12 protein-coding genes are annotated in these 12421 nt (G+C 68.6%); 6 read left to right on the top strand and 6 right to left on the bottom strand.

The features are described from left to right. Both IQ458_RS06795 and IQ458_RS06790 read left to right on the top strand, forming a co-directional pair. The coding region (locus IQ458_RS06795) for a thiol:disulfide interchange protein DsbA/DsbL (protein WP_203322302.1) at positions 1–645 on the top strand (645 nt) is incomplete at its 5' end. 31 nt (positions 646–676) lie between these two features. Next, the gene (locus IQ458_RS06790) at positions 677–1447 is read left to right on the top strand and encodes an endonuclease/exonuclease/phosphatase family protein (RefSeq protein ID WP_249889386.1); all 771 of its coding nucleotides are present in this window, start codon (positions 677–679) and stop codon (positions 1445–1447) included. Between the two features lie 21 nt (positions 1448–1468). Here the strand turns inward: IQ458_RS06790 and IQ458_RS06785 are convergent, their stop codons facing one another. Then, positions 1469–2272 carry a sulfite exporter TauE/SafE family protein gene (locus tag IQ458_RS06785; protein ID WP_221188935.1) on the bottom strand — a complete coding sequence of 268 codons (804 nt, stop codon included), beginning with the start codon at positions 2270–2272 and terminating at the stop codon, positions 1469–1471. Positions 2273–2334: 62 nt separating this feature from the next. On the opposite strand from IQ458_RS06785, the gene IQ458_RS06780 reads away from it, so the two are divergent. The 4 genes from IQ458_RS06780 to IQ458_RS06765 all read left to right on the top strand — a co-directional run bounded on the left by IQ458_RS06780 (position 2335) and on the right by IQ458_RS06765 (position 6644). Further along, positions 2335–4296: a transglycosylase SLT domain-containing protein gene (locus tag IQ458_RS06780; protein WP_203322301.1), complete on the top strand. Its 1962-nt coding sequence runs from the start codon at positions 2335–2337 to the stop codon at positions 4294–4296. A gap of 31 nt (positions 4297–4327) precedes the next feature. Beyond that, on the top strand, positions 4328–5569 hold the full coding sequence (locus IQ458_RS06775; protein ID WP_183640494.1) for a multifunctional CCA addition/repair protein: 1242 nt from the start codon (positions 4328–4330) through the stop codon (positions 5567–5569). 76 nt (positions 5570–5645) lie between these two features. Next, positions 5646–6113, top strand: a complete 468-nt coding sequence (locus IQ458_RS06770; protein ID WP_203322300.1) for a MarR family winged helix-turn-helix transcriptional regulator — start codon at positions 5646–5648, stop codon at positions 6111–6113. A gap of 102 nt (positions 6114–6215) precedes the next feature. Continuing rightward, entirely contained in the window at positions 6216–6644 is a 429-nt protein-coding gene (locus tag IQ458_RS06765; protein ID WP_141454480.1) for an organic hydroperoxide resistance protein, read from the top strand. Positions 6645–6684: 40 nt separating this feature from the next. Here IQ458_RS06765 and IQ458_RS06760 read toward each other — a convergent pair whose 3' ends face one another. From IQ458_RS06760 to IQ458_RS06740, 5 genes are all read right to left on the bottom strand, one after another. Further along, positions 6685–7950: a PQQ-dependent sugar dehydrogenase gene (locus IQ458_RS06760; protein ID WP_203322299.1), complete on the bottom strand. Its 1266-nt coding sequence runs from the start codon at positions 7948–7950 to the stop codon at positions 6685–6687. Positions 7951–8034: 84 nt separating this feature from the next. Further along, a complete protein-coding gene (locus IQ458_RS06755) occupies positions 8035–9111 on the bottom strand; it encodes an acyltransferase family protein (RefSeq protein WP_203322298.1) in 1077 nt (358 codons plus the stop codon). 30 nt (positions 9112–9141) lie between these two features. Next, on the bottom strand, positions 9142–10290 hold the full coding sequence (gene nagA / locus IQ458_RS06750; protein WP_203322297.1) for an N-acetylglucosamine-6-phosphate deacetylase: 1149 nt from the start codon (positions 10288–10290) through the stop codon (positions 9142–9144). Beyond that, a complete protein-coding gene (locus IQ458_RS06745) occupies positions 10287–11351 on the bottom strand; it encodes an SIS domain-containing protein (protein ID WP_192198113.1) in 1065 nt (354 codons plus the stop codon). The genes nagA and IQ458_RS06745 overlap by 4 nt, the downstream gene beginning before the upstream one ends. After that, entirely contained in the window at positions 11348–12412 is a 1065-nt protein-coding gene (locus IQ458_RS06740; protein WP_141454635.1) for a LacI family DNA-binding transcriptional regulator, read from the bottom strand. The genes IQ458_RS06745 and IQ458_RS06740 overlap by 4 nt, the downstream gene beginning before the upstream one ends. Positions 12413–12421 lie beyond the last annotated feature (9 nt).

Here is a 12421-nt window from a genome sequence, read left to right as displayed (position 1 = left end):
GAAGGTGCCGCGCCGGCCGCCACCGACACCCCGGCGCCGGCCAATGCGCCCGCGCCGGTCGCGCCGTCCGGTCCCGCGCCGGTCGCCGGCGTCGACTACGAGCTGATTCCGAACGGCCAGCCCTACGCGCCGCTCAACGGCAAGATCGAAGTGGTGGAAGTGTTCGGCTATGTCTGCCCGGCCTGCGCAAGCTTCCAGACCCAGATCATGCCGTGGCGCAAGACGCTGCCGGCCGACGTCCGCCTGACCTACGTCCCGGTCGCCTTCGGTCCGGAATGGCTGCCGTACGCGCAGGCCTACTACGCCGCCGAGAGCAAGGGCCTGGTCGAACGCACCCATGACACGGTGTTCGCCAAGATCCACGCCGAGCGCAGTCTGCCGGGCGAGGGCAGGAAGCCGGACCCGGCCAAGGTCGCCGAGTTCTATGCCGGTTACGGCGTCAACGCCAAGGAATTCCTGGGCCTGATGAACAGCTTCGGCATCAATGCCAAGGTCAACCGCGCCAAGCAGTTCGCGATCCAGTCCGGCGTCAACAGCACGCCCAGCCTGGTCGTCAACGGCAAGTACAAGGTGAAGGGCCGCAGCTTCGAGGACATGCTGCGCATCACCGATCACTTGATCGCGCAGGAACGCGCCGCCAAGTAAGCCGCACCCCCAGGTTCCCCCGCCCCCCACCATGACGACGATGCCCGGCAAGCGCCGGTTGCGGGTGCTCAGCGCCAACATCCAGGCCGGCTCCAGCACCCGCCGCTACAGCGACTATGTGACCCGCAGCTGGTCACACGCGCTGCCTGCCGGCAACAAGCGGGGCAGCCTGGACGCCATCGCGCAGCTCGCCGGCGAACACGACATCGTCGGCCTGCAGGAGGCGGATCCGGGGAGCCTGCGTTCGGGATTCACCAATCAGACCCACTATCTGGCCGAGCGCGCGGGCTTCGACTACTGGACCCACCAGCCCAACCGCAACGTCGGGCGGGTGGCATCCAGCGCCAACGGCCTGTTGAGCCGGCTGGAACCGGTGGAGGTCAGCGACCATGCGCTGCCCGGCCGCATCAGCGGCCGCGGCGTGCTGGTGGCGCGGTTCGGCGATGGCGACGAAGGCCTCACCGTCGCCGTCGCGCACCTGTCGCTGGGCGCCAACTCGCGACGCGCGCAGTTGTCATTCATCGCCGAACTGCTGTCGGATCATCCGCACGCCGTGCTGATGGGCGACTTCAACTGCATGCCCGACACACCGGAAATGGACGTGCTGTACCGGAACACCCGGCTGCGTCCGCCGCAGCACCGGATTCCGACCTTTCCCAGCTGGCGCCCGCAGCGCGCCATCGATCACATCCTGATCAGCGAAGCGCTGGTCGCCGACGGCGCGCGCGCGATGCCCGCCGCCAATTCGGATCATCTCGCCCTGGCGATGAGCATCGACGTGCCCGCCGAAGCCCTGCGCTGAGCAACGGATTCCCGGCCGCGGTCAGCCCGCGACCAGGATGCTGATCCCCATCACCACCATGAAGATCGCGAACACCCGCTTCAGCGCGGTGCCGCCGATGGCGTGCGCGAGCCGGGTGCCCCACGGCGCGGCCAGTACCGACGCCACCGCCACGCCGATTGCCGCCGGCAGGTAGACATAGCCCACCGCGTGTGCCGGCAGGGCGCCGGGAGGGGCATGCAATGCATAGCCCAGCGCGCTGCCGATCGCGATCGCCACGCCGCAGGCGCTCGACGTGCCCACCGCGCGGACCGGCGCGATACCATGCCAGACCAGCACCGGCACGGTCATGCTGCCGCCACCGATACCGACCACCGCCGACACCGCGCCGATGCCGGTGCCGACCGCGGTCATCGGCCAACCGCGCGGCGGTGGCGCGGGCCCCGCCGCGCCGGCACCGTTGCGTGTTTTCCCGAACGCCATCTGCGCACCGGCGATCAGGCAGTAGATCGCCACCACCCAGCGCAGCACGTTGTCGTCCAGATACACCGCCAGCCCGCTGCCGAGCCAGCCACCCAGCAGCAGTCCCGGCACCATCCAGGCCACCGTCGGCCACATCACGCTGCCGCGCCGGTGATGCGCGTACGCGGAGGAGGTCGCGGTCAGCACGATGCTCGCCAGCGAACTGGCCAGCGCCGCGTGCATGGCCGCTTCCTTCGGGATGCCGAACAGCGGCAGCACCCATACCAGTGCGGCCACCAACACCAGCCCGCCGCCGATGCCGAGCAGGCCGGCCAGCACCCCGGCAACCACGCCCAGCAACGGGAAAATCCAGAAATGCTCCAAACGCAATCTCCTTCCATCAAGCACGCACGCGACCGTTCAGCCGGCTCCGGTATATTCCGGCCATGAACCGTCCCACCCCACTCATCGTACTCGCTGCGGCGCTCGCGCTCCTGCCCCTGGCCGCCGTCCACGCGCAGAACCTGGATGCGCAACGGCCACAATTGCGCGCGGCGCTGGAAGCCGCCGAGCGTGGGCAGTTCAACGCCGCGCAGTATGCAAGCCTGGCCTCGCACCCGATCTATGGCTGGGTCGAACTGGCCTCGCTGCGCCGCGACGTCGACAAACTGCCCACCTCGCAGGCGCAGGGTTTCCTCAAGCGCTACGAAGGCCAGGCGGTGGCGGAGAACTTCCGCGCCCTGTGGCTGGCGTCGCTGGCCCGCCGGCAGGACTGGCCGACGTTCCTCGGCGCATGGAAGCCCACCGAAAACACCACCCTGCGCTGCGCCGAGCTGGATGCGCGCCAGGCCACCGGCCGCGCCGACGCGCAGTGGGTCAAGGACGCGCAGGCGTTGTGGCGCGGCGCGGCCAAATCGCTGCCGGACGGTTGCGATCCGGTGTTCGCGATCCTCGCCAACAAGGGCGGCCTGCCACCCGCGCTGCGCTGGGAGCGCATCGACGCGGCCGCCGCCGAGAGCCAGACCGCGGTGATGCGCACTGCCGCGCGCGGCCTGCCGGGAGACGAAGCCGTGCTGGCCAACGACTACGCCGCCTTCATCGACGCCGTGCACGCGCGCGCCTTGAACTGGCCGAAGACCGATCGCAGCCGGCGCATGGCCAGCTATGGCCTGGCGCGGCTGGCCAGCCGCGACCCCGGCGCCGCCGAGACCCAACTGCCCCAATACGCCAGTGCGCTGGGCATGACTGAAGCCGATCGCGGCCGCGTGCTCTACCAGATCGCCCTGTGGACGGTGGCGTCCTATGAGCCGGATTCGGCGCGCCGCCTCAATGCCGTTCCCGAGTCGGCCTACGACGAACGCCTGCACGAATGGCGCGTACGCGAGGCGATGGCGCGTGGCGACTGGCGCGCCGCGCTGGTCGCGCTGCGCAAGATGCCGGCCAAGCAGCGCGAGGACTCGCGCTGGCGCTATTTCGAGGCACGCATGGCCGAGAAGACCGGTGACGCCGCCGCCGCGCAGCCCTTGCTGCGCGAGGCCGCGCGCGCGCCGACCTTCCACGGCTTCCTCGCCGCGGACCGGCTCAAGCAGCCCTACGCGCTGTGCCCGTGGATTCCCAACGACGGCAAGGCGGCCAAGGACGCAATCGCCCGCGATCCCGCCATCGTCCGCGCGATGGAACTGTGGAAGCTGGAGCGTTCCGGCTGGGCGGTCGCCGAATGGAACAGCGCGCTGTCGCGTTTCGACGACACCCAGCGTCGCATCGCGGTGGAAGTGGCGCAGGACAACGGCTGGTTCGATCGCGCGGTGTTCTCGCTGGGCAAGCGTCCGGACGAACAGCGCCTGTACCAGTTGCGCTTCCCGCTGCACCACGGCGAGACCATCCGTCGCGAATCCGCCCGCCATGCGCTGGACCCGGCCTGGGTGGCCGCCGAGATCCGCGCCGAGAGCGTGTTCAATCCGCGCGCCCGCTCCGGCGCCAACGCGATGGGCCTGATGCAGGTCGTGCCCGCCACCGGCGCGGCCACCGCCAAGCGCCTGGGCCTGCCCTGGGGCGGCGCCGCCAGCCTGTACGATTCGGACACCAACATCGCGCTGGGCACCGCCTACCTGCGCGAAATGGAAAACAAGTACGGCGTTCCCTATGTCGCCATCGCCGCCTACAACGCCGGTCCCACCCCGACCGCGCGCTGGCAGTCGCAGCGACCCGGCTACGATCCGGATATCTGGATCGAGACCATCAGCTACAAGGAAACCCGCGAATACGTCGCCCGTATCCTCGCCTTCAGCGTGATCTACGACTGGCGCCTCAACGGCAATGCCCTGCCGGTCAGCGATCGCATGCTCGGCAAGCTCGACGGCAGGCGCCGCGAGTTCGCCTGCCCGGATGCGCGCATGCCGAAGAGCTGATCCTCCCGCCACTATCCGGCATCATGCGCGCATGAAGACCTATCTCGTCGGCGGCGCGGTGCGTGATCGGTTGCTGGGCCTCGAGGCCGGCGACCGCGACCATGTGGTGGTCGGCGCCACGCCCGCGCAGATGCTGGCGCTGGGCTACAAGCAGGTGGGCCAGGATTTCCCGGTGTTCCTGCATCCGGACAGTGGCGAGGAATACGCGCTGGCGCGGACCGAGCGCAAGCGCGGACGCGGGTATCGGGGGTTCGAGGTCGATGCCGATCCCTCGGTCACCCTGGAAGAGGATCTGCAGCGGCGCGATTTCACCATCAACGCCATTGCCGAGGATGAGGACGGCCGCATCGTCGATCCCTGCGGTGGCGCGAAGGATCTGGACGCACGCCTGCTGCGGCATGTGGGCCCGGCCTTCGTCGAGGATCCCCTGCGGGTACTGCGCGCGGCCCGCTTCATGGCCCGGCTGGCGCCGCTGGGCTTCACGATCGCGCCGGAAACGATGGCGCTGATGCGGGAGATGGCGGCCAGTGGCGAGCTCGACACACTGGTACCGGAACGGGTCTGGCAGGAACTGCGCCGCGCATTGGCCTGCGCGCGTCCCTCCGCCTTCCTGCGCACCCTGCACGAAGCCGGCGCGCTGGCCAGCGTGTTGCCCGAGGTGGACGCACTGTACGGCGTGCCGCAGCGCGCCGAATACCATCCCGAAATCGATACCGGTGTGCACCAGCAGATGGTCAGCGACATGGCCGCGAGACTGGCGCCGGGTGACGATCTGGTCGGCTTCGCCGCGCTCTGCCACGACCTGGGCAAGGCGCTCACGCCGGAGCAAGAGCTGCCGCGCCACGTCATGCACGAACAACGCGGGGTCGCGCCGGTGCTGGCATTGTGCGAACGGTTGAAGGTTCCGCTGGAACATCGCGACCTGGCAGTGATTGCCTGCCGCGAGCATCTCAACGTGCATCGCCTGGACGAACTGCGCGACGCCACCGTCTTCGAACTTCTGTCGCGCTGCGATGCGTTCCGCCGGCCCGAACGCATCGCGAGGCTGGCGCTGGTTTGCGAGGCCGACAAGCGCGGCCGGCTCGGCAACGAGGACACGGACTATCCACAGGGGCCGGCGCTGGTGCGCCTGCTCGCGGCCGCGATGGCGGTGAATGCCCGCGAGTTCGCCGCCGCGGGTCTCAGCGGACCCCGGATCGGCGAGGAACTGAGACGCGCCCGTATCCACGCGATTGCCGCCGCACGCCAGCCCATCGCGCCCGCCGGGACCTGATCCCCCCCGGGGGCTGCGACGCAGCGTTCCATGAGATGCTTGCAATTAAATAGCGCACTATGTAAATTGCACGGCCATGAGCAAGCCGACCGCCACCGCCAAAGCGTCTCCCGCCAATCCGTTGGCGCTGGACAACCAGCTGTGCTTCGCGCTCTATTCGGCACAGTTGGCGCTCAACAAGGTGTACCGGCAGTTGCTGGGCAAGTTGGGCCTGACCTACCCGCAATACCTGGTGATGCTGGTCCTGTGGGAAGGCGACGCGCTGACCGTCTCGCAGATCGGCGAACGCCTGTTCCTGGATTCGGCGACCCTGACTCCCCTGCTCAAGCGGCTGGAGGCTGGTGGCCTGATCGTCCGGGAGCGCGCACGCGAGGACGAGCGCCAGGTCATCATCAGCCTCACCGCGCAGGGCCGCGCGTTGAAACAGAAGGCTCGAAGTATTCCGGAGGCGCTGCTATGCGCATCCGGCTGCAATCCCCGCGAAGTCACGGGGCTGAAGTCCCAGTTGGAAGCCCTGCGTGACAATCTGGGAGCAAATGCATGAGTCGCTTTTTCTTTCCCATGTAAATAGTACGCTACTAAATAGCAAACAAATTACCGGTCGTGGCGCCCGGCTCCGCCGCCACTTTCCTCCACGGAGACTCCCATGTCGATCGAGAAAGTCCTCTATACCGCCCACGCCACCGCCACCGGCGGCCGCGACGGCCGCGCCGTGTCCTCGGACAACGTGCTGGACGTGAAGCTCACCACCCCGCGCGAACTCGGTGGCGCGGGTGGTGACGGTACCAATCCGGAACAGCTGTTCGCCGCCGGCTATTCAGCCTGCTTCCTCGGCGCGCTGAAGTTCGTCGCCGGTCAGGCCAAGGCCAAGCTGCCGGCCGAGACCCGCATCGACGGCAGCGTCGGCATCGGCCAGATTCCGGGTGGTTTCGGCATCGAGGCCGAACTGCGCATCCACCTGCCGGGGCTGCCCCGCGAGGAGGCCGAGGCGCTGGTGCAACAGGCGCACCAGGTGTGCCCGTACTCCAATGCCACCCGCGGCAACATCGACGTGCGTCTGGTGGTCGTCGACTGATTTGCCTTGAGGCGCGTCCGCCGGTGTTCGCCGGCGGACGTCAGCCGCGATTGGGCGTGAGCTTCAGCAGGCGCGCATCCGCTCCGTCTTCCAGCAACCAGATCGCGCCGTCGGGCCCCTGTTCGACTTCGCGAATGCGACGTCCCATCGGATAGCGCTTCACTTCGCGCGGAGTGTCACCGAACTCCACCTGGATCAACGCCTGCGACGCGAGACCGCCGATGAAACCACGCCCACGGAAGTACGGAAACAGATCCGCCTGGTAGATGATGAACCCGGCCGGCGCGATCACCGGCGTCCATGAAATCTCCGGCGCGTTGAATTCGGGTCGGGTCGGATGATCCGGAATCGGGCTGCCATCGTAATTGTCGCCGTTGGAAACGATCGGCCAGCCATAGTTGGAGCCGCGCTCGATCAGGTTCAGTTCGTCGCCGCCAGCCGGTCCCATTTCGTGCGCCCACAGCCTGCCCGACGGATCGAACGCCAATCCCAGTACATTGCGGTGTCCAAGTGACCAGACCTGCGCCGCTACCCCGCCCTGGTTGGCGAAGGGATTGTCGGGCGGCACGCTGCCATCGTCATTGAGCCGGATGATCTTGCCGAGATTGCTCTGCATGTCCTGCGCGGGCGAAGCCTTCTGGCGCTCGCCGGAACTGATCCACAGCTTGCCCTGCGCATCGAACAGCATGCGGTGGCTGTAGTGGGCGTCGCCGGTGACCTTGGGTACCTGCCGCCAGATCACCTGCAATCCTTCCAGCCGTCCGGTGTTGGCGCCGGCATCGATCACCAGGCGCGCCCGCGCCACCGCCGCGCCGCGCGTGCTGTTGGCGCCCTGCTCCGCATAGCTCACGTAGATCATCCCGTTGTCGGCGAATCGCGGATGCAGGATCACATCGCCAAAGCCACCCTGGCCGCCATAGGCCACGGTGGGCACCCCGCTGATCTCGCCACTTTGCCCGGTGGCGGGATTCAACAGGCGCAGGCGGCCGGGCTTCTCGGTCACCAGCAGGCGCCCATCCGGCAGGAAGGTCATCGCCCACGGCTGGTCGAAGCGCGCGACCTCGGTGCTGACGAAGGGCGGATCGGGAATCCGCAATGCTGGCTGCGTCCCGCCGGTCACCTGCGGTGCCGGCGCGGCCTGGGCGGCGGCCGCGATCGGCGGGGACGGCACATGGCCCGCGAGCACGAGTGGTGTCGACGCGGGTTCGTTCCGGTCATCGTCGGGCGCGGTCACCGCGACCGCATTGCCATCGCAGGCGATCAACGACAGGGTCAGGCAGGTGACGCTCCAGGCGGACAGGTTCATGGCCGGATTCCGGTCGGGGATGCCCCCTTTTACTCCGGTCAGGCGAAGGAAGTCGTGATCCGATGCGCGTCCCGCGTCGTGGCCTCAGACCTTCAGGTACCAGCGCCGGTGATCCATCAGCCGGACGATCGCCCACCAGACCAGGACAAACGCCACGGCGAAGGCCAGCGAAGGTAGGTACGGGCCGAACCGGGGTGTCATCCAGTCGGCGAAACCGTGCCGGTAGATCGCCTGCATCCAGCCCAGCGCGGAGAACGCATAGACCATGATCGCGGAGCCGGCATAGGCGGCAATCGCATTGACGCCGAAACTGCGTCCCCAGGGGCGCAGGCCCTTCCGATCGATCAGCACGTGCGCGCCCCAGAGCGCCAGCAGCGCCCAGCCCGCCGTCCACACCACGTAGGAGGACGTCCACAGGTTCTTGTTCAACGGCAGCCACAGCGACCACAGTCCGCCGACCGCCAGCGCCAGCGCGGCCGCCGGCAGCAGCCGCCCGACCCGCTGGCGCCGCAGCCAGTCGCCGGCGCGCACGCCCAGCAGGGTCGTGGCGATGACTGGCAACGTGCTGAGCAGTCCTTCGGGATCGTGGCCTCGCCCGGTAGCCGGATCGAACTGGTAGAGCAACGATCCGAACAACGCGGTATCGACGCGGCTGGCCAGGTTGTCCAGCGGCGCGTAGCTGCCGCCCATCGCCAGCAGCGCCCAGTAACCCAGCAACAGGAACGCCGCAACCATCCATTGTCCGCGCGGACGCAGGTACAGCGCCATCGCGCCGGCGGCGATGAAACACAGGCCGATCCGCTGCAACACGCCCCAGGGCCGGAACCACGGCTTGTCGAGCCACCAGAACGCCAGCAGGTGCAGCAGCAGGCCGATGGCGATGATCTTGGTGCCGCGCCAGAGCACCGCGCGCAGCAAGGCACCGCGCTCGCCGCCGGCTTCCAGCCGCGGCGAGACACCCAGCGAAATCGACACGCCGACGATGAACAGGAAGAACGGGAAGATCAGATCGGTCGGCGTGCAGCCATGCCACTCGGCGTGCATCAGCGGCGCATACACATGCCCCCAGTCGCCAGGATCATTGACCAGCAGCATCGCCGCGACGGTGAGGCCACGCAATGCATCCACCGAAGAGAAGCGCTGCGGCGCCTTCGTGCTCATCTCCACTGCGCTCCGTCGGCGACCGCGATATCAGCCCGCGTGCGCGGCGTGCTGGCCGTCAATCCAGGTCGCCGCCACCTGCAACCGATCGTCCAGCGCGACCAGGTTCGCGCGGAAGCCGGTGGCGATACGGCCGTGGGTGGCGGACAGTCCGAGGAACTCGGCCGGATAGGTCGAGGCCATGCGCGCGGCTTCGGCCAACGGCAGTCCCAGCAGGTTCACCGCGTTGCGCACCGCCATCGCCATGTCCAGCGCGGAACCGGCAAGCGAACCGGCCGCGTTTCGGACCACGCCGTCCACTGCGGTGATGGTCTCGCCATACAGTTCGTAGCTGGGATCGTCGGAACCCACCGGCGGCATCGCGTCGGTCACCAGGAACACCTTGCCGCGCGGCTTGGCCGCCAGCGCGACCCGCAGGCTGCCCGGATGCACGTGGTGGCCGTCGGCGATGATGCCGACCCAGCTGTCGGGATCCTCCAGCGCAGCGCCGACCGCGCCGGGCTCGCGTCCCTGCAGCGGCGACATCGCGTTGTACAGATGGGTGAAACCGCGGATGCCCGCGGCCAGGCCGGCGCGGATTTCCTCGTAGCTGCCGGCGGTATGGCCGGCGGCGACGACCGCGCCGCGCGCCACCAGCGCATGGATGGTTTCGGTCGGCAGGCGTTCGGGCGCGAGCGTGATCAGGGTGACGCCATTGTCCAGCGACGAGGCGAGCTCGATCTCCGCCGCGTCCGGCACGCGGAACTTGCCCGCATCGTGGGTGCCCTTGCGCGCCGGGGCCAGGTACGGCCCTTCCAGGTGGATGCCGAGCACCCCGGGCACCCCCTCGGCGATCGCCTGGCGGGTCGCGGCGACGGCTTCGCGCATCACGTCGAGATCATCGCTGATCAGGGTCGGCAGGAAACCGGTGGTACCGAACCGGCGGTGCGCTTCGCCAATGCGGCGGATCGCCTCCACCGTCGGCGTATTGTTGAACAGCACGCCACCGCCGCCGTTGACCTGGGCATCGATGAAGCCCGGCACCAGCCATGCACCGCGCAGATCGTGGCGCGGCAAATCGGCGGGCAAATCCGCTTCCGGCAGTATCGAAACGATATCGCCGCCGTCGATGACCACCGCCACGCCCTCGGCGAAGCCCTGCGCGGTCAGCACGCGGCCCTGGACAAGCGCGGTGCTCATACGGTTTCGGTGACCTTGTTCAGATGCGGCGGCACGTCGGGGTTGTAGCCGCGACGCAGCGCCAGCGCGTTGATTGCACGGTAGTAGCTCTGGATGGTCAGCAGCGGAGAGCAGGCCGGATGCGGTGCGCGCACCAGCGGCAGCGACTCGCCGGGACCGGCAGTCGGATCGGCTTCCTCCGAAGCCACCCACACCTGCGCGCCGCGGCCGCGGAACTCGCGCGCCAGCGCCAGGGTTCCGGCGCCGGTTTCATCCGGCTGGGCGAAGCACAGCACCGGGAAGCCCGGACCGACCAGTGCCATCGGACCGTGCTTCACTTCGGCCGAGCTGTAGGCTTCGGCGTGCAGGCCGCAGGTTTCCTTGAACTTGAGCGCGGCTTCCTGCGCAGCGGCCAGGCCCAGGCCACGGCCAAGCACGAACAGGTTGTGCGCATCCACCAGGCCGTCGGTGACCGGCGACCAGTCCGCCGCCCACGCCTGCCGCAGCGCGTCCGGCAGCAGCGGCAGCGCATCGCGCAGGGTCGCCTCGTCCTTCCAGTACGCGCCCAGTTGCAGGATCGCCGCCAGCGAACTCAGGTAGCTCTTGGTCGCCGCGACGCTGCGCTCCGGACCGGCGTGCAGCGGGATCACCGTGTCGGCCAGTCCCGCCAAAGGCGAATCCTCGACGTTGACGATTGCCACCACCCGCGCACCGGCCTCGGCGGCGGCGCGCGCATTGTGCAGCAGATCCGGACTCTTGCCCGACTGCGAGATGACGATGTACAGCGCGTCCCTGAGCTTCTGCTTCGCTTCGTACACCGAGCCCACCGAGGGCGAGGCCGACGCGGTGACGAAACCCAGCTGGGTTTCGAACAGGTACTTGGCGTAGGTCGCGGCGTGATCGGAACTGCCGCGTGCGCAGGTCACCACGAACGGCGGCGGATTGGCGCGCAGATCCGCGGCCAGCGCGCGGATCGTGGCCTCGTTGCGCTGGTACTGCGCGGCGACCACGTCGGCGGTCTGCTGCGCCTCCTGGAACATCAGCGTATCGGCGGGAGCGGGAAGTGGGGAAACGTCGGTCATGTCGTGGGGTCGGGGCGTTCGGCGCGCAGGCGGACCGGCGCGGTGGATCCGCGCACCACCAGTTGCGGCACGAAGCCCTGGTTGTGCACGGGAGTGGGGTTGTCGTCGTAGGCGTCCTGCCGCAGCGTGGCGATCAACAGGCGCGCGGCCTGCTTGGCGATGTCCTCGGTGGCCTGCTTGGCGGTGGTCAGCGGCGGCCAGGACTGGCGCGAGAACGGACTGTCCTCGAAACCGGCGATGGACAGGTCGTAGGGCACGTTCATGCCCGCCGACTTGGCCGCCGCCAGCACGCCGGCGGCGATTTCGTCGTTGGAGCCGAAGATCGCCGTCGGCGGTTCGCGCAAGGCCAGCAGCCGGCGCGCACCGCGGAATCCGTCGTCGAAGGTGTAGTCGCCGGGCACCACCAGGTGCTTGTCCAGCGGGATGCCGTAATCCTTCAACGCCTTCTCGTAGCCGTTGTAGCGCTCGATCGAGGAACGGTGCGCAAGCCCGCCCCAGAGGAAACCGATGCGCTGGTGGCCCAGCTGGATCAGGTGCTCGGTGATCTCGTAGGCGGCGTCGTGATCATCCACGTACACGCACGGCTGGCCATCCTGCGGGTCCTCGGTGGCGGCGATGATCCGCACCATCTTGACACCGCGCGCGGCCAGCGCGTTCACCAGTTCCATCCGCTCGGACATTGGCGCGGTCAGCACCAGTCCGGCCAGGCGCGATCGCTGCACGAACTCGGCCAGTTCCTCGGCCAGCAACGGCGAAGTCGAGTCGCAGGGATGGATCTGCAGGCCGAAACCGGTTTCCCGGCACGCCGCCAACACGCCGTTCTGCACGCCGATGATGTGGTACGGGTTGGGGTTGTCGTAGACCAGCCCGATCACGAACGGCGTGCCGCTGCGCAGGTTGCGCGCGGATTGATCCGGTTCGTAGTCCAGTTCGGCGATGGCGTGCAGGACGCGCGCGCGCGTGCCCTGCATCACCGACGGCTCGTTGTTGATGACCCGCGAGACCGTCTTCAGCGAAACCTTGGCCCGCTCGGCGACATCCTTGATGGTGGGCCTGCGCATGCCGTTCTC

Origin of the sequence: Pseudoxanthomonas beigongshangi (genome assembly GCF_016820515.1) — a bacterium.
Lineage (GTDB): Bacteria > Pseudomonadota > Gammaproteobacteria > Xanthomonadales > Xanthomonadaceae > Pseudoxanthomonas_A > Pseudoxanthomonas_A beigongshangi.
This window is presented reverse-complemented; position numbering and strand designations above follow the sequence as displayed.